Source organism: Bacillus pseudomycoides DSM 12442, from assembly GCF_000161455.1.
Classification (GTDB): Bacteria; Bacillota; Bacilli; order Bacillales; family Bacillaceae_G; genus Bacillus_A; species Bacillus_A pseudomycoides.
Map to the genome: position 1 here is coordinate 4,311,671 of NZ_CM000745.1, position 21,049 is coordinate 4,332,719.

Sequence of the window (21,049 nt, forward strand, 5' to 3'; positions counted from 1 at the left end):
ATGAGAGAAGCTGTCATTGTTGCGGGAGCAAGAACACCAATTGGTAAGGCAAAGAGAGGTTCATTAAAAACAGTTCGACCTGATGATTTAGGGGCATTAGTAGTAAAAGAAACGTTAAAACGTGCGAATAATTATGAAGGGCCAATTGATGATTTAATTTTCGGTTGTGCGATGCCAGAAGCAGAGCAAGGCTTAAATATGGCTCGTAATATCGGCGGATTAGCAGGGCTTTCTTATGATGTTCCAGCTATTACAATTAACCGTTACTGTTCTTCAGGACTGCAAAGTATTGCTTACGGTGCAGAGCGCATTATGTTAGGACATTCAGAAGCAGTATTATCTGGCGGAGCAGAGTCTATGAGCTTAGTTCCAATGATGGGGCATGTTGTTCGCCCAAATAGCCGACTTGTAGAAGCGGCTCCAGAATATTATATGGGCATGGGACACACAGCGGAGCAAGTTGCTGTAAAATATGGAATTTCCCGTGAAGAGCAAGATGCATTCGCAGTAAGAAGTCATCAGCGTGCAGCGAAAGCGTTAGCTGATGGGAAGTTTGCTGACGAAACAGTAGCTGTGGATGTAATGCTACGCACTATTGCAGCGAATAACAAAATTCAAGAAGAAAAAATTATCTTCTCACAAGATGAAGGCGTAAGAGCGGACACAACATTAGATATCTTAGGAAAATTGCGTCCAGCATTTAACGTTCGCGGTTCTGTCACTGCTGGTAATTCTTCACAAATGAGTGATGGAGCAGCGTCAGTACTTCTTATGGATCGTGAAAAAGCAGTGAGCGATGGCATGAAGCCACTTGCGAAATTCCGTTCCTTTGCAGTAGCTGGTGTACCACCAGAAGTAATGGGAATTGGACCAATCGCAGCGATTCCGAAAGCGTTAAAATTAGCAGGATTAGAGCTATCTGATATCGGCTTATTTGAACTAAATGAAGCATTTGCTTCTCAATCGATCCAAGTTATTCGTGAGCTTGGTCTAGATGAAGAAAAAGTCAATGTCAACGGCGGTGCAATCGCACTTGGTCATCCGCTTGGCTGTACAGGAGCAAAATTAACATTATCTCTTATTCATGAAATGAAACGCCGCAATGAGCAATTCGGTATTGTAACAATGTGTATTGGTGGCGGTATGGGAGCTGCTGGGGTGTTTGAACTACTATAAAAAAGTGCAGGCGGCTTGCTCAGAACAAGAGGACGTTGGAGGCCCTGACGAAGAGTGGAAACGACTAAAGGGTATAAAAAATAAAGGAAGAGCCAGCTTCTCTCAAAGTGAGAGAAGTGGCTTATGAAAATATGAAGGAGGAAATTTTCATGGAAAAAACAGTGGGAAATGCAGTTAAAGGCGGTAGCTTTTTAGTTGATGAGATTACGATTGATCAAGTATTTACACCGGAAGATTATAGCGATGAGCATAAAATGATAGCGAAAACGACAGAGGACTTTATCGTAAATGAAGTTCTACCAGAGCTTGAATATTTAGAGCAACATGAGTTTGATCGCTCTGTTCGTTTATTAAAAGAGGCTGGCGAGCTTGGATTATTAGGCGCTGACGTACCAGAAGAATATGGCGGAATCGGTCTTGATAAAATCAGCTCAGCATTAATTGCAGAAAAATTTTCTCGCGCTGGCGGCTTTGCAATTACACACGGTGCCCACGTTGGTATCGGATCTTTACCAATCGTTTTATTCGGTAATGAAGAGCAAAAGAAACAATATTTACCGCCACTTGCAACAGGTGAAAAATTAGCTGCATACGCATTAACTGAGCCAGGATCCGGATCTGATGCATTAGGTGCGAAAACAACAGCACGCTTAAATGCAGAAGGAACGCATTACGTGTTAAATGGTGAAAAACAATGGATTACAAACTCTGCTTTCGCTGATGTATTCGTTGTATACGCAAAAGTTGATGGTGAGCACTTCACAGCGTTTATCGTAGAGAAAGAATATCCAGGCGTATCTACAAGCCCTGAAGAAAAGAAAATGGGTATCAAATGTTCTTCTACTCGTACATTAATTTTAGAAGATGCATTAGTACCAAAAGAAAATGTACTTGGTGAAATTGGTAAAGGTCATATTATCGCTTTCAACATTTTAAATATTGGCCGCTACAAATTAGGTGTTGGTACAGTTGGTTCTTCAAAACGTGCGTTAGAAATTTCAGCACAATATGCAAATCAGCGTCAACAGTTCAAACAACCAATCGCTCGCTTCCCATTAATTCAAGAAAAACTTGCAAATATGGCAGCGAAAATTTATGCAGCAGAAAGCTCTGTATATCGTACAGTTGGTTTATTTGAAAGCCATATGAGCACATTAACAGAAGAGCAAGTAAAAGATGGTAAGGCTGTAGCAGCTTCTATTGCTGAATATGCAATTGAGTGCTCGTTGAATAAAGTATTCGGTTCTGAAGTATTAGACTATGTAGTAGATGAAGGCGTGCAAATTCATGGTGGTTACGGATTTATGGCAGAGTATGAGATTGAAAGAATGTACCGCGATTCTCGTATTAACCGTATTTTCGAAGGCACGAACGAAATCAACCGCTTAATCGTACCAGGTACGTTCTTACGTAAAGCGATGAAAGGTGAATTACCACTTCTTCAAAAAGCGCAAAAATTACAAGAAGAGTTAATGATGATGATGCCTGAAGAAGTAGGCGATGAGCCATTAGCACTTCAAAAATATTTAGTAAATAACGCGAAGAAAATCGGCTTAATGGTAGCTGGATTAGCTGTTCAAAAATACGGTAAAGCATTAGATAAAGAGCAAGAAGTTCTTGTTAACATTGCAGATATCGTAAGCAACTTATACGCAATGGAATCAGCTGTTCTTCGTACAGAAAAAGCAATCAAAGCAACTGGTCTTGAAAAGAATAAACAAAAAGTATTGTACACTGAAGTATTCTGCCAAGAAGCGTTCAACCAAATCGAAGCAGATGCGAAAGAAACAATTATTGCAGTTGAAAATGGTGATATGCTGCGCATGATGTTATCAGCGCTTCGCAAATTCACACGTCACACACCGCTTAACGTAATTCCGAAGAAACGTGAAATTGCTGCGAAAGTGTTAGAGGATGAGCGTTATACAGTTTAATGAGTAATTAAAAACAGTAGTCACGTTTGTGGCTACTGTTTTTTTTAGTTTTGTTAAACTAATCTTCACTAATTACTCCGTATCGCATTTTATCTCCCATCCACGAACTAGCATCTCTCCACTTTACACTTTTCGCAGCAATCCAACTTACTTCATATTGTGTAACCTCGTTAGGCTTCCAGCCAATATCATCTGCCCAATAAAATAAATTGTTTTGTAATAGAAGAGATGCACCGAAAATGGTTGAATCATGATTTTCAGGAGGCGGAGTTAAATGAAATTGTGTAACACCTTCAACGAGTAACTCTATTGCGGAGGGGTTCTCATACTGTCTTTGAAAAAGTATTCTTACGTTTGTACCAGATAATACCCTCATAGATAAATTCTCATCTACACAGCTATCTGTCCACAAATATAATTCTTTCAAACAACTATCGTGAAAGCCTCCAAATAAATGAAGGAGGTTTTCAATATTTTCTTTTGTTTTGATTGTATTCCAACTCATATAGCACCTACTTTACAGATATTTTAGTTTGGTTTTACTTTATTTCTATTGTACTAAGTTGCTATTACTTTAACTGACGAATTTTTGTATTATAAAAATGTTAAAAATAATTCACAACATGTTAAAAATAAATTACAATAAAAATATAGAAAATAATGTAAAAAGTGGAGGTGGCTATGAATCAAAGAGGAAGTTTAGTAAATAACCTGATTGTACTTCGAGCAGAGAAGCGATGGTCACAAACGGAATTAGCAAATCGCGTGGGCGTTAGTAGGCAAACAATAGCTTCTATTGAAGCAAATCGATACAATCCATCTCTTATTTTAGCTTTTGAAATTGCTCATGTTCTTGGTAAGGAGTTTCATGAAGTCTTTCAATATACGATAGAGGGGGAAATGGAATGATAATAGCAATAGGAATGGTCGCATCAATCGCAGGGTTAATTGGGGTGTTATATTCAACACGTTTTGAAAAGAAAGAGGGAAATGATGAGAGAGGGGATCAAATTACAGGAAATGCTGCAAAAATCTCGTTATTTGTATTCTTACTTTCGTATTTAATTATTTTTCTAATCGGTAACCTATATTCATTAACGAGTGAACAGTATAAATTAGCGAATGCATGTTTATTGGCAGGAGTATTATGCTCCTATTCATTATCTATTTTAGTTTTGAGAAAAAGATATTAGATGAGAAAGAGCTGTTTTACATATTAATTTGTAAACAGCTCTTTTTGTTATGTTTGATTAGAAAGGATGAATGAGATGCGAATGATACATAAAAGTACAATTTATCAATTAGCATTTTTTCCAAATCTATTTCCAATCAATTGCTATTTCGTTGAAGAAGAAAAAGGATTAACTTTAATTGATGCAGCATTGTCGTTTAGTGCAAAGAAGATTTTAGAATCAGCTCGAACAATCGGAAAACCAATTACGAACATTGTTATAACACATGTACATGATGATCATGTAGGTGCAATTGATGCGCTGAAGCAGGTACTTCCTGATGTTCCTGTTCATATTTCAAAAAGAGATTCCCGCTTGCTTGAAGGAGACATGTCATTGCAGCAAGGGGAAGCGAACGTTCCAATAAAAGTTGGAGTATCTAAAAAAATACAGACGATCCCAGATGTGCTTCTGCAGGAGGGAAATCAAGTTGGTTCTCTTTTAGCAATTATGGCACCAGGACATACACCGGGTTCGATGGCCTTTTTGGATACAAGAAATGATGCATTGATTGCTGGAGACGCATTTCAAACAAGGGGAGGGATTGCGGTGGCTGGCCAGATTAAGTGGCTCTTTCCGTTTCCTGTGTTTGGAACGTGGCATGCAAAAACAGCATTAAAGAGCGCTCAGAAACTGCTACGATATAAACCGTCTGTATTGGCGACAGGGCACGGAAAGATGATTGAGGATCCGATGTTACGTATGCAACGAGCGATTGAAGAAGCTGAGCGAAATTTAGCGAGAAAGGTGTAAAGAAATGGGGAGATGAAGTGATGTGGGGGGGGAATTGAAAAGGTCCCTCAATAATTTAGAGGATTCTTTACTAAGAATGAACCTTTTATTTTTTAGTGAATCATCATCTTATACCCTCACTTTACATGCATACAATCCGAAAAGGAATAAATACTAAATGTTGAATGACTAAAGAAAGGAAGGTTTTTATTATGCCAAACTTAACAGAGCTTGAGCTTGAAAATTTACGTCATCTTATTGGAGGACATGCGACAGTTGCAAATAAACTAGATCAGTATGCGCAGCAGTGTACAGATCCTCAATTGAAACAAATGCTACAACAAGATGCACAAGCTGCAAGAAATACAAAACAACAATTAATGTCCTTTTTAGGCTAGGAGGGTATCGATTATGAATGAAAAAGATATGGTTAACGATTATTTATCGGAATTAAATGCTAGTTTGACTAGTTATGCGAATTACATAGCAGAGTCAAATAACGAACAGTTACATCAAACGCTGATTCACATTCGAAATCAGGATGAAATGAGACAACGTAGTGTATATAAATATGCATTACAAAAAGGACATTATAAGCCAGCTGCTCCTGCAAATCCAACGGTTGTTCAGCAGCTGAAAAGTCAATTAAGCGCACAGTAATGAATAAAAAAAGCGAGTGAATATCAGATGATAATTCACTCGCTTTTTTATTTATATATATATCAATAAACAAGTATAAAATATTTTTTTAGTTGTAACAAATATGACGAAAAGTTTGTAAGGTATGTCACAAAAAGTACAAAAGATTGCTCAATGTTTCACAAAGTATCCATGGTTATTACAGTGAGAATCACTATAATAAAAAGTGTAAAGAACAAACAAAAACATTACATAATTACATAGGAGAGGTTCTTATGAATAGAAACACAAGAAAAATCGCAATTATTGGTACTGGATTAGTTGGATCAAGCTGTGCGTATTCAATTGTGAATCAAGGTATCTGTGAAGAGTTGGTATTAATTGATATAAATCATGAACGTGCAGTTGGAGAAGCGATGGATTTATCACACTGCATTAACTTTACAAATACAAGAACAAAAGTGTATGCAGGCGATTATGAGGACTGCAAAGATATGGACATTGTTATTATTACAGCGGGTCCAGCTCCAAAACCAGGACAAAGTCGTTTGGATACTTTAGGAGCAAGCGCGAAAGTTATGGAAAGTGTTGTAGCAGGTGTAATGGAAAGCGGATTTGACGGTATCTTCTTAATTGCATCGAATCCAGTTGATATTATTACTTATCAAGTTTGGAAATTATCTGGTTTACCAAGAAATCGTGTGCTTGGTACAGGTACATCATTAGACTCTTCACGCTTAAGAACAATTTTATCTGAAATGCTTGAAGTAGACCCTCGTAGCATTCATGGTTACTCATTAGGTGAGCATGGTGATTCACAAATGGTTGCTTGGTCTCACGTAACAGTTGGTGGAAAACCAATTTTGCAAATTTTAGAAGAGCAAAAAGAACGTTTCGGTGAAATCGATTTAGATGAAATTGTTGAGAAAACTGCTAAAGCTGGTTGGGAAATTTATAAACGTAAGGGTACTACTTATTATGGAATTGGTAACTCACTCGCTTATATTGCAAGTTCTATCTTTAATGATGATCACCGCGTGATTGCTGTTTCAGCAATTTTAGATGGTGAATATGGCGAATATAATATTTGTACAGGTGTACCAGCAATTATTACAAGAGATGGTGTAAAAGAAGTTGTAGAACTAAACTTAACAGAAGCTGAAGAAGACCGATTTGCACAATCAAATGATGTTTTACGTGACTATATGAAAACAACTGGTTACTAAACTAGGAGAAGGTGAAATAGATGAAGGAATATATAATGTCTCGTGTATTTAAAGGTTCTGCCGGAATTGCACAAGGTATTTTCGTATCCCTTGGAATTGGTTTACTTATCGAAAATATAGGAAGAATTGTTGATATTCCGATGTTAATTACAATTGGAGTTGTTGCGAAATCACTGATGGCACCAGCAATTGGAGCAGGGATTGCTTTCATGCTTGGGGCAAACGGACTTGTCATTTTCTCAGCGATGGTTGCCGGAGCGATTGGAGCAGGGTCGATTTCGATGACTGAAGCCGGCTTAATTATTAAAACTGGTGAACCAATTGGTGCGTTATTAACAGCAACTCTAGCGGTTTATATCGGTAAAAGATTAAGCGGAAAAACTGCTTTAGATATGATGCTCGTTCCATTTGCAGCAATATTAGGGTCTGGTATAGTTGGTATTTGGTTATCTCAAAATATTAGTCCTGTATTAAATACAGTTGGCGCATTTATTAAAGACAGCTCAGCTGGTAGTCCATTTATTGCTTCGATCGTGCTTGCGGTTGTTTGGGGGCTATTACTTATCTCTCCAGCTTCATCAGCAGCTCTAGCAATTGCACTTAGCCTAGACGGTGTTGCAGGCGGCGCAGCACTTGCAGGATGTGTCGCTCAATTTATCGGATTCGCTGTTATCTCCGCAAAAGAAAACAATTTAGGTGGTATTTTAGCACAAGCACTTTGTACTCCGAAAGTACAGTTGCCAAACATTACTAAAAATCCAATGATTCTCGTCCCAACTGTCGTTGCTAGCGCCATTGTGGGTCCTGTTTCTGCACTGATTTTCCACCTGGAAGCAGGTAAAGAAATTGCAGGTCTTGGATTAAGCTCTCTTATTGCACCAATTAACTTAATTTCCAGCCAAGGATTCGGTGTTGTACCAGCAATGGTCATCACTTATATCGTAATCCCAGTAGCTGTTTCTTATATACTTTACAGCGCGTTAAAAAAAGCCGGCCGTATTCATTCTGGCGATATGACTGTGCCGCAATCTTAAGTTACAATTGAAAATCTCCTTTATATAGATAAAAGCAGACTGAAGAAGCCATAGTCTGCTTTTTTGTTTACATTTTATAGGTTTGTCTCGCAGGAATTGTAATTGTGTCTTTTCGGTTTACTAGTAAAAGCTGCACACCGAAGTATAGCGTGCTTGCAACTGCCATACCGGAAACGGCATCTAAGAAGGCATGTTGCTTTGTAAATAACGTCGATAAAATAATAAGTGAGCCAAAGAAAGTAAGAATGTAATATTCCCATCTGTGCTGTTCTCTTCGCTTATAAGCCGCTAACATAATCACAAATGTTGTGAGAACGTGGATGCTAGGAAAACAGTTTACAGGTTGATCAATACTATATATATAGCGAACTAAGTCAGAAAATACATCTGTCCCTACTACTGTTGGACGTGGTACGGTTGTTTGCCAAAAGTAGTAAATCGAAAAGCACGTAAGCTTTCCTAGGATAACGCTGCTTAATGTTACATAATATTGTTTTCGATCTTTAAAGCAATAATAAATGAGTGCGCCGTATAAGTATGGGAACCAAATTAAATACGGAATAATAAATGCCTTCACAAATGGAATCCAATCATCAACTACTGTTGTAACATCAACAGCATGAACACCAGATTTATTCAGTACATCGTAAAGGGGACTTACGAGTACGAGTAGAAGTATATAACTTAATGGAAGAAAAGATGAAAGTTTATATTTTTTCATGACTATCTCCTAGTGTTTAGTAATGTAAGTAAATCCAGTTGATTATAATATAGAAAATCAAAATGGGCTATCGATTTCACTTACATTTTTTTGTATTAACCTTACATTTTTGTCACTTGACTTTTAATGGGAGGATGAGATATGAAACGTTTGCTTGTTTTGTTGGTTCTTATATTGTTATGTCTCGTGGGAGCTGGATGTGCAAAGAATAAGGATGTGCCATCTGCTTTAGAGTATAGCGGGAGAGCGCTTGTAATTGGAGTTATCGGTGAGGCGCCAAAGGATACATTTAGAAACATAAAGTTTGTGAAGGTGAATTTAGATCAGATAAAAGAGAAATCAGAGAAAGTCGACGGATTTCTCGTTATGAAAGAATATTTTCAAGAAGCATCAGAAGAAAAATATACAGAGCTATTTTTAGGATTAAAAAAGCCAGTGTTTTTTATCGGTTTAAAGGATAAGCCATATTTGATTTTTATAGAAAAAGATTTGGATTATAACAATGCACCAACAGATAAAGCAATGATGTATACACAAGGATTTGTAAATCTAGGAAGTAGTGAAGGGCAGTATTGGGGCACTGGTTTATACAATGATACGATTTCGGAGCAAAGTATTCATAATATGTATATATACGTATTTCAAACGATTGCAGATTATTTGAGCAGGCATTGAGAAGCTCCGGACTAGGGGCTTTTTATTTTTTAGTTATTTAAATAAACGTTTGTTTAAGATGTATGTTCGGTCTAAATGATACATAATGAATGAAGAGGGGAAATTTTTATATTTATTTTTTTATATATTATTTTTCTTTAAATGGCGGAAAATAAGGAAAATTTGCAGGATAAAAGAAAATTGTCGCGAAATAAGTTAAAGTTTGGAGAAGAATCGTTTGAAATAATAAAACGTTTTCTATATGATAAAGGTAAAGGTTAGTAAAAAGTAGGTGAATTTATGGCAGTAACATTTTATTCATATCCAAAGTGTGGAACATGTCAAAAAGCAAAAAAATGGTTTGAGGCAAACGATGTAGCATATGAAATGATTCATATTGTTGAAAATCCACCATCAAAAGAAGATTTGCGTAATTTACATGCGAAAAGTGAATTGCCATTAAAAAAATTCTTTAATACAAGTGGAATGCGTTACCGTGAACTTGGCTTAAAAGATAAGTTAAAAGATGCAAGTGAGGACGAAATGTTTGAGCTATTAGCATCTGATGGCATGTTGATTAAACGTCCAATCGTAACAGATGGCACGAATGTAACACTTGGTTTTAACGAAGAGCAGTTTGAAAGTGTGTGGAAAAAGTACCAATAAGGTATTTTTACATAATTAATACATTCACTGGAGGTACAGTCATGAGCATTCCAAATCATTTACGTTACTCTGAAGAACACGAATGGGTAAAAACTGAAGGCAACGAAGTTGTTATCGGTATTACTCATTTTGCACAAAGTGAGTTAGGCGATATCGTATTCGTTGAACTTCCTGAAGTAGGTGCAACAATTGAAGCTGACGAGCCATTCGGAAGCGTAGAATCTGTTAAAACAGTTTCTGAATTATACGCACCTGTAAGTGGTAAAGTTGTGGCAGTAAACGAAGAATTAAGCGACCAACCAGAACTTGTTAACGAATCTCCGTACGAAGGTGCATGGATGGTTAAGATTGAACTTTCTGATGCAAGTGAAGTAGAGAAGTTATTATCTGCAGAACAATACGCAGAAATGACAAACCAAGACTAATTTTAGTCGAGATAAAAAGGACAGCCTATGTGCTGTCCTTTTTATTTTTCATTGCGTAAAAGGACACCTTCTGTGCTAGAAGCTTCATCCCCCCCACATTCTGAGCGAGCCGCCTGCGCTTTTCTTTTAATCCAGCTCCAGCGGCAAGGATGCTCGGTGGCTTCCCTTCTTCCTACGAGGCAAAAAAGCGCCTTTACGTCAGGAATTCCAACGTCCTTCTGTTCTGAGCGAGCCGCTTCCACTTTTCTTTATCCAGCTCCGCCTCATAGTCCTTCATGTCTAAGAACCTTCCGCACAAGAAGACAAAAAACGCCTTCTGTGCGAAAGAGCCTTAGCCAACAGGGCTAAACAGTTTCACAAAAATAAACAGGAAACAACATGAAAAGAACGAATATACTATATACTAAAGTAAGGTTGTTTTATAGTATATGGTGATCGGGTGATGACATATGGTCTATGTAGAGAAAGTCATTATTGTCGAAGGAAAATCAGATAGAAGAAAGATTGAATCTATTATTCGCGAACCAGTGGAAATTGTTTGTACAAATGGTACAATTGGTTTGTCGAAAATGGATGAACTCATTGATCAGTTTTTTGATAAAGAAGTATATGTGCTAGTGGATGCTGATGCTGCAGGTGAAAAGCTCAGAAAACAATTTCGTAAAGAATTTCCGCAAGCTGAGCATATTTACATTGATCGTTCGTATCGTGAAGTGGCAACTGCTCCTTCTAATCATTTAGCGAACGTATTATGGGGAGCTGACATTGACGTTTATACAGAATATTTACGGTAAGGAATGATAGAAGTGATTGACTGGACAGGTGCTGAAGCTACAGCTTTAATAGCAGACCAAGAAAAAACAGTGTTATATGTATATACACCGATGTGTGGAACATGCCAATTAGCAAAGAAGATGTTAACAGTTGTAGAAGCTACTATATCTAATTTGGAAATAGGAATGCTAGATTTAAATTACGCTCCGCACTTAGCGCGAGAATATGAGGTAGAAAGTGTACCTTGTTTACTCGTATTTGAGCGGGGAACACTTATGAAGAAAATATATGCATTTCATTCAGTTGAATATTTATATACGGAATTACAGTAGGCGGCAATGTTTTTGCCGCCTCGACATATTTCTTGGGAAATACGCCTGAAAGATAGAAGTGATACGTTATTTGTCGAGAGAAAGTAACAGGATTGCCCTTTAAGAAGATGGAATGGTATTTAGTAGAAAGTGATATGAAGGATGTGATTAGAATGGGATTATATTCGTTGCTTCAATCATTTGTAACGTATGCCAATAGCCAATATCATTTAGAGCCACTTCTACGGCAAGGAGAAAAAATAATTAATATCCGTTTGGGAGCTGAGTGTTATTCACTTCAAATCTCAAGAGAGTATATACAAATTTTGAAAGGAACCGAGGGAACAGAACAAATTGTTTGTTTTGGGGAGGAAGACCTACAGCGATTAGTTACTGGGAATATTCGGTTACAAACTTTAATTAATAATGGGCGTGTACACTATTCTGGAACGTATCGCACGATGCTATTATTTGAATCAGTGTTTCATATATGTAAACCAATGCCGGTAGGTGCTTAATATTCCGAAGTTTCGTTTTTTGTGAAAATTCCTGTTGACATAGTGGGTGTATATTGATACAATTCAATTCATAAAATATAGACAATTTCATAAATTTCAAATCAGACGAAAATTGAATCTGATTTCTCTTATCAAGAGAGGTGGAGGGACTGAGCCCTATGAAACCCGGCAACCGTCAACTTTTATGTTGAAATGGTGCCAATTCCTGCAAAGCAAATGCTTTGAGAGATGAGAGAAAGGGATAATGTTGATATACGCATATAAACCTTTCTGCTCATTCTAGAGGCAGAAAGGTTTTTTTGTTGTTTGAATGAGGAGGATGTTCGAATAATAAAAAGAGCCGCTTATGCGTTTTAAGAAATCTAGCTCCAGCGGCTAGAACATTCGGTCGTTTCACCCCTTCCTGCGAGGTGAAAAGCGCCTCTATGTCAGGGGTTCCAACGCCCTCTTGTTCTGAGCAAGCCGCTTGCGCTTTTTAAATCAAAAAGGGGTGATACACCATGATTCTATTAGAGAATGTAAAGAAGATATATAAGTCAAAAAGCGGTGATGTCACTGCTGTGGATAACGCCAATTTAAAAATAGAGAAAGGTGAGATATTTGGTGTTATCGGATATAGTGGTGCTGGGAAAAGTTCTTTAATTCGATTGTTTAATCAATTAGAGAAGCCAACTTCCGGACAGATTACGATAGCTAATCGAGTTATTTCCACAATTACAGGGAGTGAACTTCGAAAGGCAAGACAAGAAATTGGAATGATTTTTCAGCATTTTAACTTACTGTGGTCACGAACTGTACGTGAAAATATCGCTTTTCCACTTGAAATTGCAGGTGTAGATAAAGTGCAGCGAAGAAAGCGTGTGGATGAGTTGATTCATCTTGTTGGATTAGAAGGTAGAGGTGATGCGTATCCATCTCAATTGAGCGGCGGGCAAAAGCAACGCGTTGGGATTGCAAGAGCATTAGCGAATAATCCAAAGGTGCTCTTGTGTGATGAAGCGACATCAGCACTTGATCCAGAAACCACAGATCAAATTTTAGATTTACTATTAGATATTAATAAACGTCTTGGATTAACAATTGTACTGATTACACATGAAATGCATGTGATTCAAAAAATTTGTAATCGTGTTGCGGTAATGGAAAAAGGAAAAATTGTGGAGACTGGTCCTGTACTAGATGTATTCCGTAATCCACAGCAGGAGATTACAAAGCGTTTTGTTAAGCAAATAACAGATTCTGAAGATGCGGATGAAGCAATTGAACATTTAGCAGAGAAGTATCCGGAAGGCAAGGTTGTAAAGTTGCAATTTATTGGTGAAGTAGTAGAAAGACCTGTCTTGCAGGAACTTATGAAGCAAGATGGCGTGGAAGTAAGCATTCTGCAAGGGAACATTGCACAAACGGCAAACGGGGCGTATGGAAGTTTAATTGTCCACTTAAATGGTGCTGAAGATGTGGTTGCAAAAGCAATTGCGACGATTCAACAAGAGCAAGTCGAGCTGGAGGTGATTGCACATGGATAATTTGTTTCAAAATGTCGATTGGGACAAAATGCTAGAGGCTACGGGAGAAACGTTATACATGACGGCAGTTGCCGCGTTTGCAACGTTTGTCTTAGGTCTTATTTTGGGATTGCTACTGTTTCTGACAGGAAAAGATAATCTCTGGGAAAACAAGCCAGTTAATATTGTAATTGGTGCGTTTGTAAATATTTTTCGTTCGATCCCGTTTATTATTTTAATCATTTTACTTATTCCATTTACGAAGCTTCTTCTAAACACGATTCTCGGTGCAAGTGCCGCATTACCAGCATTAATTGTTGGGGCAGCACCGTTCTATGCGAGAATGGTCGAAATCGCACTTCGTGAAATTGATAAAGGTGTCATTGAAGCATCAAAGGCGATGGGAGCAAAGACAAGTACAATTATTTTAAAAGTACTTATACCAGAATCTTTGCCAGCGCTTGTTTCCGGGATTACGGTAACAGCTATTGCGCTTGTCGGTTACACAGCAATGGCTGGAGTGGTCGGAGCAGGTGGACTTGGTACACTTGCTTATTTAGAAGGGTTTCAGCGCAATAATAGTGATGTAACGCTTATGGCAACAATTCTTGTACTTGTGATTGTATTTATCATTCAAATGCTTGGTGACTTGCTCACGAAGCGTCTTGATAAAAGATAAAGAGAAGTCTTCGTGTAAGACGAAGACTTCCTATAGATTTTTAATTTTGAATATTGAAAAAAAGAAAGGGTGTCATAACATGAAAAAGGTATTACTTTCAGCACTTCTTGCTGTATTTGTGTTTGCATTAGCTGCTTGTAGCGGCGGAAAAGACGAAAAGAAACTTGTAGTTGGTGCCTCTAACGTACCGCATGCAGTTATTCTAGAAAAAGCGAAACCAATCTTAGAGAAAAAAGGGATTAAATTAGATATTAAGCCATTCCAAGATTACGTATTGCCAAATAAAGCACTAGCTGATAAAGATCTTGATGCAAACTATTTCCAACATATTCCGTATTTAGATAAAGAGATTCAAGAAAAAGGATACAAATTTGTAAACGCAGGGAAAATTCATTTAGAGCCGATGGGGATTTACTCAAAGAAATATAAAAACTTAAAAGATCTTCCAAACGGCGGAACAGTGATTATGAGTAATAACGTATCAGAGCGTGGACGTATGTTAGGACTTCTGCAAAAAGGCGGCGTTATTAAACTGAAAGATGGCGTAGATATCGTCAAAGCGACAGAAAAAGATATTGTGGAAAATCCGAAAAACTTGAAGTTTAAAACAGATGTGGAGCCAGGTCTTACACCAAAATTATATGAGAACAACGAAGGTGACGCATTATTCATTAACTCAAACTATGCAATTGATGCAAAATTAAACCCAACAAAAGATGCAATTGCTCTTGAAGGATCAGAGTCTCCTTATGCAAATATTATTGCGGTTCGTAAAGGTGACGAAAATAGAAAAGAAATTAAAGAGCTTGTAGAAGTGCTACACTCAAAAGAAATTCAAGATTTTATTAAGAAAGAATATAAGGGCGCTGTACTTCCAGTAAGTGAATAGGCGTAGGAAAGGGCTAGGAAATTTCTAGCCCTTTTTTCTTTATATATAAGAAGAAAAGTGTATCATAATAGGATGTGAGGGAAATGATTATATACATTTGTGAAAAAATTGTTACATTTTCTCAGCGTTTGCGATATCATTTTATTTGATATAAAATTAGAATGAGAATAAAATGAGAATGTGAATGTTTTAGGAATTTTTAAAATGTATATAGAGGATTAATGGAGGTATTGAGATGGCTGGTTCTACATTAACGGTTAAAGACTTACATGTATCAATCGATGGTAAAGAAATTTTAAAAGGTGTAAACCTTGAAGTAAAAGGTGGAGAAATCCACGCAATTATGGGACCTAATGGAACAGGTAAATCAACTTTATCTTCTGCAATTATGGGTCACCCAAAATATGAAGTGACAGAAGGAAGCATCATCATCGACGGTGAAGATGTATTAGAAATGGAAGTAGATGAGCGCGCACAAGCGGGTCTATTCCTAGCAATGCAATATCCAAGTGAAATTAGCGGAGTAACAAACGCTGACTTCTTACGTTCTGCAATTAATGCACGACGCGAGGAAGGCGATGAAATTTCTCTTATGAAATTTATCCGTACATTAGATAAAAACATGGAATTCCTAGAAATGGATCCAGAAATGGCACAACGTTACTTAAACGAAGGTTTCTCTGGCGGTGAGAAAAAACGTAACGAAATTCTTCAATTAATGATGATTGAGCCAAAAATCGCAATCTTAGACGAAATCGACTCTGGTCTTGACATCGATGCATTAAAAGTTGTATCTAAAGGTATTAACGAAATGCGCGGCGAAGAGTTCGGCTGCCTAATGATTACGCATTACCAACGTTTATTAAACTACATTACTCCAGACTTCGTTCACGTTATGATGAACGGTCGCATCGTTAAATCTGGTGGCCCTGAGCTTGCACAACGTCTAGAAGCTGAAGGTTACGACTGGATCAAAAAAGAATTAGGTATTGAAGACGAAACAGCAGAGCAAGAAGCGTAAGAGAGGAGCATAAATATGACAATCGGTACATTACCTTTCGATCAAGAAACAATCCGTCAGCGCGCAAGCGAAGTAAACGAAGCTGCTTGGTTGACTGAGTTCCGCTTACAAGCTCTTGCACAAGCAACTGAACTTCCAATGCCAACGCCTGATAAAACAAAAATCGATAAATGGGACTTTATCGGAAAAGGCCACACTGCTAAGCAAGAGCCTGTAAGTTCTTTAACTGAACTTCCAGAAGCAGTGAAAAATTTAATTGATGAAAATAACAGCGTACTAGTACAACGTACAGGTACAACTGCATTTGTTTCTTTAGCTGATGAAGCAAAAGAAAAAGGTGTTATTTTCACAGATATCGTAACAGCTGCAACTGAGCATGCTGAATTAGTACAAAAGTACTTAATGAAAGACGGCGTGAAAGTGGATGAGCATCGTTTAACAGCACTTCATGCAGCATTAATCAACGGCGGTGCATTTGTATATGTTCCGAAAAACGTTGTTCTTGAAACACCACTTCAAGCTGTATTCTTAGTAGACGGCGAAGAAGCAAATGTATATAACCATGTATTATTTGTAGCTGACGCGAACAGTTCTGCAACATATGTAGAAAACTACGTAGCAAATGAAACTGTTACAGGTATTGCAAACATCGTGGCAGAAGTAATCGTAGAACAAGGTGCACAAGTGAAATTTGGTGCAGTTGATCTATTAGCGAAAGATGTAACAACTTACGTAAACCGCCGCGGCGTTGTAGGACGTGACGGCCGTATTGAGTGGGCATTAGGTCTTATGAATGACGGAAATACAATTTCAGAGAATGTAACGAACTTAATGGGCGACGGATCATTTGCTGATACAAAAACAGTAACAATTGGCCGTGGTAACCAAACACAAAACTTTACAACTAAAGTTGTTCACTTCGGTAAACACTCTGAAGGATTCATTTTAAAACACGGTGTACAAACAGATAGCGCAACATCTATCTTTAACGGAATTGGTAAAATTGAACACGGTGCATCTAAATCAAATGCACAACAATCTTCTCGCGTTCTTATGTTAAATGAGAAAGCTCGCGGCGATGCAAACCCAATTCTTCTAATTGACGAAGACGATGTAATGGCAGGTCACGCAGCTTCTGTAGGCCGTGTAGATCCAGTACAACTATACTACTTAATGAGTCGTGGTATTCCGAAGAAAGAAGCAGAACGTTTAGTCATCCATGGATTCTTAGCACCTGTAGTGAATGAGCTTCCAATTGAAGGAGTAAAAGCACAGCTTGTTGAGGTAATTGAAAGGAAAGTTCGCTAATGGATATTCATGAAATACGCAAACAGTTTCCAATTCTTGATCAAAAAGTGAACGGCAAACAACTTGTTTATTTCGATAGTGCAGCAACTTCTCAAAAGCCAATTCAAGTCATTGAAACGTTAGAACGTTACTATAAAGAATACAATTCTAACGTGCATCGCGGTGTTCATACGCTCGGTACGAAAGCTACCGATGCGTATGAAGGTGCACGTGAGAAGGTTCGCAAGTTTATTAACGCGAAATCAATGGAAGAAGTTATTTTCACGCGCGGAACAACAACTGCATTAAATACAGTAGCAGCAAGCTATGGCCGTGAAAATGTAAAAGAGGGCGATGAAATCGTCATCTCTTACATGGAGCATCATAGTAATATTATTCCGTGGCAACAAGTTGCGAAGAAAACAGGCGCAACTTTAAAATATCTTCCGCTTCAGCCAGACGGAACAATCTCATTAGAAGATGCACGTCAAACAATTACACCGAATACAAAAATCGTTTCTATTATGTATGTGTCTAACGTACTTGGAACGATTAACCCTGTAAAAGAAATTGCAGAAATCGCTCATCAAAATGGTGCAATCATGGTCGTTGACGGTGCACAAAGTACACCTCATATGAAAGTGGATGTACAAGATTTAAACTGTGATTTTTACGCATTATCCGCTCATAAAATGTGCGGGCCTACAGGTGTCGGCGTATTATATGGTAAGAAAGAATTGCTAGACAATATGGAGCCAATTGAATTTGGCGGCGAAATGATTGATTTCGTAGACTTACAAGATTCTACGTGGAAAGAGCTTCCGTGGAAGTTTGAAGCAGGTACACCGATTATCGGTAATGCGATCGGACTTGGAGCGGCAATTGATTTCCTAGAAGAAATCGGTCTTGATAATATTGAAAAGCATGAACATGAATTAGCGCAGTACGCTTTAGAAAGACTATCAGAAGTAGATGGCGTTACAATTTATGGACCAAAGCATCGCGCTGGTCTTGTTACATTTAATATTGATGAAGTACATCCGCATGATGTAGCAACAGTATTAGATGTAGAAGGCATTGCGGTTCGTGCAGGACATCACTGTGCACAACCGCTTATGAAGTGGCTAAAAGCTTCTTCTACAGCACGTGCAAGCTTCTATTTATATAATACAAAAGAAGAAATTGATACATTTGTTGAAGCGCTAACGAAAACAAAGGAGTATTTCACAAATGTCTTTTAATAATTTAGATACGTTATATCGTCAAGTTATTATGGATCATTATAAAAATCCTCGTAACCATGGCGTGTTAGATGATAGTGTTACAGTTAATTTGAACAATCCAACTTGCGGCGATCGTATTCAACTTACGATGAAAGTAGAAGAGGGAATTGTTAAAGAGGCGAAGTTTGAAGGAGAAGGTTGTTCGATTTCTATGTCTTCGGCTTCGATGATGACGCAAGCAGTAAAAGGAAAGAAAATTGAAGAAGCACTTCAGCTTTCTAAAATTTTCTCTGATATGATGCTAGGAAAAGAGTATGATGACAGCGTAGATTTAGGAGATATTGAAGCATTACAAGGCGTATGCAAGTTTCCAGCACGTATTAAATGTGCAACATTAGCTTGGAAAGCGTTAGAAAAAGGCTTAAACGAAGATAAGTAATGTTACAGGTTCCTAAACACGAGGTTATCTAAGGAGGGACATACCAACATGGCGAAGAAACTGCCAGATATCGGCGATTATAAATATGGTTTCAAGGATAAAGACGTTTCGATTTTCCGTGCAGGACGCGGCTTAACAAAAGAAATCGTTGAAGAGATTTCACGTATGAAAGAAGAACCACAGTGGATGTTAGACTTCCGTTTAAAATCACTGGATAAATTCTACGAAATGCCAATGCCACAATGGGGCGGCGACTTAAACGACTTAGATTTCGATGAAATTACGTACTACGTAAAACCATCTGAGAAATCTGAGAAGTCTTGGGATGAAGTACCTGATGAAATTAAAGCGACATTTGATAAATTAGGTATTCCAGAAGCTGAGCAAAAATATTTAGCTGGTGTATCTGCACAGTACGAATCTGAAGTTGTATACCACAACATGAAAGAGGACCTAGAAGCTCTAGGAATCGTCTTCAAAGATACAGATAGCGCATTAAAAGAGAACGAAGATATTTTCCGTGAGCATTTCGGAAAAGTAATCCCACCAACTGACAACAAATTCGCAGCATTAAACTCTGCAGTTTGGTCTGGTGGATCGTTCATCTACGTTCCAAAAGGTATCAAAGTTGATACACCGCTTCAAGCGTATTTCCGTATTAACTCTGAAAATATGGGACAATTCGAGCGTACGCTTATTATTGTAGATGAAGGCGCACATGTACACTACGTAGAAGGTTGTACAGCTCCTGTTTACACAACAAATTCACTGCACAGTGCGGTAGTAGAAATCATCATTAAGAAAGATGCATATTGCCGTTACACTACAATCCAAAACTGGGCAAACAACGTATACAACCTAGTTACAAAACGTGCTGTTTGTGAAGCAAACGCAACGATGGAATGGATTGATGGTAACATCGGATCTAAATTAACGATGAAATACCCAGCAGTTATCTTAAAAGGCGAAGGCGCTCGTGGTTTAACATTATCTATCGCGATTGCTGGTAAAGGCCAACACCAAGATGCTGGTGCGAAAATGATTCACTTAGCACCAAACACATCTTCAACAATCGTTTCTAAATCGATTGCGAAACATGGTGGTAAAGTAACGTACCGTGGTATCGTACACTTCGGACCAAAAGCGACAAACTCTCGCTCTAACATCGAATGTGATACGTTAATCATGGATAACCAATCAACATCTGATACAATTCCTTACAACGAGATCAAAAACGATCACGTTTCACTTGAGCACGAAGCGAAAGTGTCAAAAGTATCAGAAGAACAATTATTCTACCTAATGAGCCGCGGTATCTCTGAGCAAGAAGCTACAGAAATGATCGTAATGGGCTTCATTGAGCCATTCACTCGCGAACTTCCAATGGAATACGCAGTTGAAATGAACCGTCTAATCAAGTTTGAGATGGAAGGTAGTATCGGTTAATTTAAAAGTAGAAGCGCCCTGTTTACAGGGCGCTTTTTTAATTGGATGAAAATATATCAATCGTTTCTCCCGATATATCGGTGTTATTTTTGAAATAACGGTGTTTTGACACGATATAAAGACCTTGCGACGATGTTGGACATGTGAAAAGCCGCTGAAAAACTATCTAGTTTGAGTAAGTGAAAAAATTTTATCAATATACAAAAATTAAGATTTTATGATATAATTTTTTAAAAAAGGAGGTGAGTATTTTAAGAGTTCTAAACCATGTTGAAGGAATAAAATTACTAGTGTGTTTATTAGTTGGTTTATGTACTATTAATTATTCGTTTATTTCCTTCGCTGAAACATAAACAAGTAATTTAGCTGATGCAACAAAATTATTCTAAAAAAGGAGTTGAGTTTTTTGAAAATTAAAAAAAGTATTAAAGGAATAAAATTACTAGCATGTTTATCAATTGGCTTATGCACTATTAATTATTCTTCTATTTCCTTCGCGGAAACAAAAACAGGTAATT

The 21,049-nt window shown here is 37.7% G+C and carries 26 protein-coding genes and 1 riboswitch; of the genes, 23 read left to right on the top strand and 3 right to left on the bottom strand.

Annotation, left to right across the window (positions count from 1 at the left end; all coding sequences use genetic code 11):
* Both BPMYX0001_RS22005 and BPMYX0001_RS22010 read left to right on the top strand, forming a co-directional pair.
* Complete coding sequence (locus tag BPMYX0001_RS22005; RefSeq protein WP_003201686.1) at positions 1-1,176, top strand: acetyl-CoA C-acetyltransferase; 1,176 nt, start codon at positions 1-3, stop codon at positions 1,174-1,176.
* A 149-nt stretch (positions 1,177-1,325) separates the two neighbouring features.
* Entirely contained in the window at positions 1,326-3,110 is a 1,785-nt protein-coding gene (locus BPMYX0001_RS22010; protein WP_018765011.1) for an acyl-CoA dehydrogenase family protein, read from the top strand.
* A 58-nt stretch (positions 3,111-3,168) separates the two neighbouring features.
* Here BPMYX0001_RS22010 and BPMYX0001_RS22015 read toward each other — a convergent pair whose 3' ends face one another.
* Positions 3,169-3,615, bottom strand: a complete 447-nt coding sequence (locus BPMYX0001_RS22015; protein ID WP_006096496.1) for a hypothetical protein — start codon at positions 3,613-3,615, stop codon at positions 3,169-3,171.
* Positions 3,616-3,791: 176 nt separating this feature from the next.
* On the opposite strand from BPMYX0001_RS22015, the gene BPMYX0001_RS22020 reads away from it, so the two are divergent.
* The 7 genes from BPMYX0001_RS22020 (at position 3,792) to BPMYX0001_RS22050 (ending at position 7,973) form a co-directional block, all read left to right on the top strand.
* Complete coding sequence (locus BPMYX0001_RS22020; RefSeq protein WP_018782766.1) at positions 3,792-4,019, top strand: helix-turn-helix transcriptional regulator; 228 nt, start codon at positions 3,792-3,794, stop codon at positions 4,017-4,019.
* Positions 4,016-4,303, top strand: coding sequence for a DUF2178 domain-containing protein (locus BPMYX0001_RS22025; protein WP_018782767.1), 288 nt, complete (start codon positions 4,016-4,018; stop codon positions 4,301-4,303). The genes BPMYX0001_RS22020 and BPMYX0001_RS22025 overlap by 4 nt, the downstream gene beginning before the upstream one ends.
* A gap of 75 nt (positions 4,304-4,378) precedes the next feature.
* Positions 4,379-5,095 (top strand): MBL fold metallo-hydrolase, encoded by a 717-nt coding sequence (locus BPMYX0001_RS22030; RefSeq protein WP_033799226.1) that lies wholly within the window; start codon positions 4,379-4,381, stop codon positions 5,093-5,095.
* 191 nt (positions 5,096-5,286) lie between these two features.
* Positions 5,287-5,472 carry a hypothetical protein gene (locus BPMYX0001_RS22035; protein WP_006096499.1) on the top strand — a complete coding sequence of 62 codons (186 nt, stop codon included), beginning with the start codon at positions 5,287-5,289 and terminating at the stop codon, positions 5,470-5,472.
* Between the two features lie 13 nt (positions 5,473-5,485).
* Positions 5,486-5,734: a spore coat protein gene (locus tag BPMYX0001_RS22040; RefSeq protein WP_006096501.1), complete on the top strand. Its 249-nt coding sequence runs from the start codon at positions 5,486-5,488 to the stop codon at positions 5,732-5,734.
* 254 nt (positions 5,735-5,988) lie between these two features.
* Complete coding sequence (locus tag BPMYX0001_RS22045; protein WP_033799227.1) at positions 5,989-6,939, top strand: L-lactate dehydrogenase; 951 nt, start codon at positions 5,989-5,991, stop codon at positions 6,937-6,939.
* Between the two features lie 20 nt (positions 6,940-6,959).
* A complete protein-coding gene (locus BPMYX0001_RS22050) occupies positions 6,960-7,973 on the top strand; it encodes a PTS sugar transporter subunit IIC (RefSeq protein ID WP_018765007.1) in 1,014 nt (337 codons plus the stop codon).
* Between the two features lie 67 nt (positions 7,974-8,040).
* On the opposite strand, the gene BPMYX0001_RS22055 is transcribed toward BPMYX0001_RS22050, so the two are convergent.
* The gene (locus BPMYX0001_RS22055) at positions 8,041-8,694 is read right to left on the bottom strand and encodes a phosphatase PAP2 family protein (protein ID WP_006096503.1); all 654 of its coding nucleotides are present in this window, start codon (positions 8,692-8,694) and stop codon (positions 8,041-8,043) included.
* 141 nt (positions 8,695-8,835) lie between these two features.
* Between BPMYX0001_RS22055 and BPMYX0001_RS22060 the strand changes: the two genes are divergently transcribed.
* The 3 genes from BPMYX0001_RS22060 to gcvH all read left to right on the top strand — a co-directional run bounded on the left by BPMYX0001_RS22060 (position 8,836) and on the right by gcvH (position 10,439).
* A complete protein-coding gene (locus tag BPMYX0001_RS22060) occupies positions 8,836-9,369 on the top strand; it encodes a hypothetical protein (RefSeq protein ID WP_033799228.1) in 534 nt (177 codons plus the stop codon).
* Between the two features lie 279 nt (positions 9,370-9,648).
* On the top strand, positions 9,649-10,014 hold the full coding sequence (locus BPMYX0001_RS22065) for an arsenate reductase family protein (protein ID WP_003201715.1): 366 nt from the start codon (positions 9,649-9,651) through the stop codon (positions 10,012-10,014).
* A 41-nt stretch (positions 10,015-10,055) separates the two neighbouring features.
* Positions 10,056-10,439: a glycine cleavage system protein GcvH gene (gene gcvH / locus BPMYX0001_RS22070; protein WP_006096504.1), complete on the top strand. Its 384-nt coding sequence runs from the start codon at positions 10,056-10,058 to the stop codon at positions 10,437-10,439.
* 41 nt (positions 10,440-10,480) lie between these two features.
* Here gcvH and BPMYX0001_RS22075 read toward each other — a convergent pair whose 3' ends face one another.
* Positions 10,481-10,681, bottom strand: a complete 201-nt coding sequence (locus BPMYX0001_RS22075; protein WP_006096505.1) for a hypothetical protein — start codon at positions 10,679-10,681, stop codon at positions 10,481-10,483.
* Between the two features lie 207 nt (positions 10,682-10,888).
* Between BPMYX0001_RS22075 and BPMYX0001_RS22080 the strand changes: the two genes are divergently transcribed.
* The 11 genes from BPMYX0001_RS22080 to sufB all read left to right on the top strand — a co-directional run bounded on the left by BPMYX0001_RS22080 (position 10,889) and on the right by sufB (position 20,531).
* Entirely contained in the window at positions 10,889-11,233 is a 345-nt protein-coding gene (locus BPMYX0001_RS22080) for a toprim domain-containing protein (protein ID WP_000263236.1), read from the top strand.
* Between the two features lie 3 nt (positions 11,234-11,236).
* Positions 11,237-11,545: a thioredoxin family protein gene (locus BPMYX0001_RS22085; protein WP_003201723.1), complete on the top strand. Its 309-nt coding sequence runs from the start codon at positions 11,237-11,239 to the stop codon at positions 11,543-11,545.
* Between the two features lie 152 nt (positions 11,546-11,697).
* Positions 11,698-12,042 (top strand): hypothetical protein, encoded by a 345-nt coding sequence (locus BPMYX0001_RS22090; protein WP_018782774.1) that lies wholly within the window; start codon positions 11,698-11,700, stop codon positions 12,040-12,042.
* A 125-nt stretch (positions 12,043-12,167) separates the two neighbouring features.
* Positions 12,168-12,277, top strand: a riboswitch (SAM riboswitch).
* 265 nt (positions 12,278-12,542) lie between these two features.
* The gene (locus tag BPMYX0001_RS22095) at positions 12,543-13,568 is read left to right on the top strand and encodes a methionine ABC transporter ATP-binding protein (RefSeq protein WP_003201726.1); all 1,026 of its coding nucleotides are present in this window, start codon (positions 12,543-12,545) and stop codon (positions 13,566-13,568) included.
* Positions 13,561-14,226 (top strand): methionine ABC transporter permease, encoded by a 666-nt coding sequence (locus BPMYX0001_RS22100; RefSeq protein WP_018782775.1) that lies wholly within the window; start codon positions 13,561-13,563, stop codon positions 14,224-14,226. The genes BPMYX0001_RS22095 and BPMYX0001_RS22100 overlap by 8 nt, the downstream gene beginning before the upstream one ends.
* Before the next feature lie 79 nt (positions 14,227-14,305).
* Entirely contained in the window at positions 14,306-15,115 is an 810-nt protein-coding gene (metQ, locus tag BPMYX0001_RS22105) for a methionine ABC transporter substrate-binding lipoprotein MetQ (protein WP_018765000.1), read from the top strand.
* Between the two features lie 235 nt (positions 15,116-15,350).
* Positions 15,351-16,136, top strand: coding sequence for a Fe-S cluster assembly ATPase SufC (gene sufC / locus BPMYX0001_RS22110; RefSeq protein WP_000929159.1), 786 nt, complete (start codon positions 15,351-15,353; stop codon positions 16,134-16,136).
* Between the two features lie 15 nt (positions 16,137-16,151).
* Complete coding sequence (sufD, locus tag BPMYX0001_RS22115) at positions 16,152-17,444, top strand: Fe-S cluster assembly protein SufD (protein ID WP_003201733.1); 1,293 nt, start codon at positions 16,152-16,154, stop codon at positions 17,442-17,444.
* A complete protein-coding gene (gene sufS, locus BPMYX0001_RS22120) occupies positions 17,444-18,664 on the top strand; it encodes a cysteine desulfurase SufS (protein WP_006096509.1) in 1,221 nt (406 codons plus the stop codon). The genes sufD and sufS overlap by 1 nt, the downstream gene beginning before the upstream one ends.
* Positions 18,654-19,085, top strand: a complete 432-nt coding sequence (gene sufU, locus BPMYX0001_RS22125) for a Fe-S cluster assembly sulfur transfer protein SufU (RefSeq protein ID WP_018782777.1) — start codon at positions 18,654-18,656, stop codon at positions 19,083-19,085. The genes sufS and sufU overlap by 11 nt, the downstream gene beginning before the upstream one ends.
* 48 nt (positions 19,086-19,133) lie before the next feature.
* The gene (gene sufB, locus BPMYX0001_RS22130) at positions 19,134-20,531 is read left to right on the top strand and encodes a Fe-S cluster assembly protein SufB (protein WP_003201740.1); all 1,398 of its coding nucleotides are present in this window, start codon (positions 19,134-19,136) and stop codon (positions 20,529-20,531) included.
* Positions 20,532-21,049 lie beyond the last annotated feature (518 nt).

Bases quoted from the DNA above. Each gene is read 5' to 3' on its own strand.
- sufC (WP_000929159.1), top strand. From the start codon at position 15,351: ATGGCTGGTTCTACATTAACGGTTAAAGACTTACATGTATCAATCGAT.
- BPMYX0001_RS22085 (WP_003201723.1), top strand. From the start codon at position 11,237: ATGATAGAAGTGATTGACTGGACAGGTGCTGAAGCTACAGCTTTAATA.
- BPMYX0001_RS22010 (WP_018765011.1), top strand. From the start codon at position 1,326: ATGGAAAAAACAGTGGGAAATGCAGTTAAAGGCGGTAGCTTTTTAGTT.
- BPMYX0001_RS22055 (WP_006096503.1), bottom strand. From the start codon at position 8,694: ATGAAAAAATATAAACTTTCATCTTTTCTTCCATTAAGTTATATACTT.
- gcvH (WP_006096504.1), top strand. From the start codon at position 10,056: ATGAGCATTCCAAATCATTTACGTTACTCTGAAGAACACGAATGGGTA.
- sufD (WP_003201733.1), top strand. From the start codon at position 16,152: ATGACAATCGGTACATTACCTTTCGATCAAGAAACAATCCGTCAGCGC.
- BPMYX0001_RS22060 (WP_033799228.1), top strand. From the start codon at position 8,836: ATGAAACGTTTGCTTGTTTTGTTGGTTCTTATATTGTTATGTCTCGTG.
- BPMYX0001_RS22015 (WP_006096496.1), bottom strand. From the start codon at position 3,615: ATGAGTTGGAATACAATCAAAACAAAAGAAAATATTGAAAACCTCCTT.
- BPMYX0001_RS22095 (WP_003201726.1), top strand. From the start codon at position 12,543: ATGATTCTATTAGAGAATGTAAAGAAGATATATAAGTCAAAAAGCGGT.
- BPMYX0001_RS22040 (WP_006096501.1), top strand. From the start codon at position 5,486: ATGAATGAAAAAGATATGGTTAACGATTATTTATCGGAATTAAATGCT.
- BPMYX0001_RS22005 (WP_003201686.1), top strand. From the start codon at position 1: ATGAGAGAAGCTGTCATTGTTGCGGGAGCAAGAACACCAATTGGTAAG.
- BPMYX0001_RS22090 (WP_018782774.1), top strand. From the start codon at position 11,698: ATGGGATTATATTCGTTGCTTCAATCATTTGTAACGTATGCCAATAGC.
- sufB (WP_003201740.1), top strand. From the start codon at position 19,134: ATGGCGAAGAAACTGCCAGATATCGGCGATTATAAATATGGTTTCAAG.
- BPMYX0001_RS22025 (WP_018782767.1), top strand. From the start codon at position 4,016: ATGATAATAGCAATAGGAATGGTCGCATCAATCGCAGGGTTAATTGGG.
- BPMYX0001_RS22100 (WP_018782775.1), top strand. From the start codon at position 13,561: ATGGATAATTTGTTTCAAAATGTCGATTGGGACAAAATGCTAGAGGCT.
- metQ (WP_018765000.1), top strand. From the start codon at position 14,306: ATGAAAAAGGTATTACTTTCAGCACTTCTTGCTGTATTTGTGTTTGCA.
- BPMYX0001_RS22020 (WP_018782766.1), top strand. From the start codon at position 3,792: ATGAATCAAAGAGGAAGTTTAGTAAATAACCTGATTGTACTTCGAGCA.
- sufS (WP_006096509.1), top strand. From the start codon at position 17,444: ATGGATATTCATGAAATACGCAAACAGTTTCCAATTCTTGATCAAAAA.
- BPMYX0001_RS22050 (WP_018765007.1), top strand. From the start codon at position 6,960: ATGAAGGAATATATAATGTCTCGTGTATTTAAAGGTTCTGCCGGAATT.
- BPMYX0001_RS22080 (WP_000263236.1), top strand. From the start codon at position 10,889: ATGGTCTATGTAGAGAAAGTCATTATTGTCGAAGGAAAATCAGATAGA.
- sufU (WP_018782777.1), top strand. From the start codon at position 18,654: ATGTCTTTTAATAATTTAGATACGTTATATCGTCAAGTTATTATGGAT.
- BPMYX0001_RS22065 (WP_003201715.1), top strand. From the start codon at position 9,649: ATGGCAGTAACATTTTATTCATATCCAAAGTGTGGAACATGTCAAAAA.
- BPMYX0001_RS22035 (WP_006096499.1), top strand. From the start codon at position 5,287: ATGCCAAACTTAACAGAGCTTGAGCTTGAAAATTTACGTCATCTTATT.
- BPMYX0001_RS22030 (WP_033799226.1), top strand. From the start codon at position 4,379: ATGCGAATGATACATAAAAGTACAATTTATCAATTAGCATTTTTTCCA.
- BPMYX0001_RS22045 (WP_033799227.1), top strand. From the start codon at position 5,989: ATGAATAGAAACACAAGAAAAATCGCAATTATTGGTACTGGATTAGTT.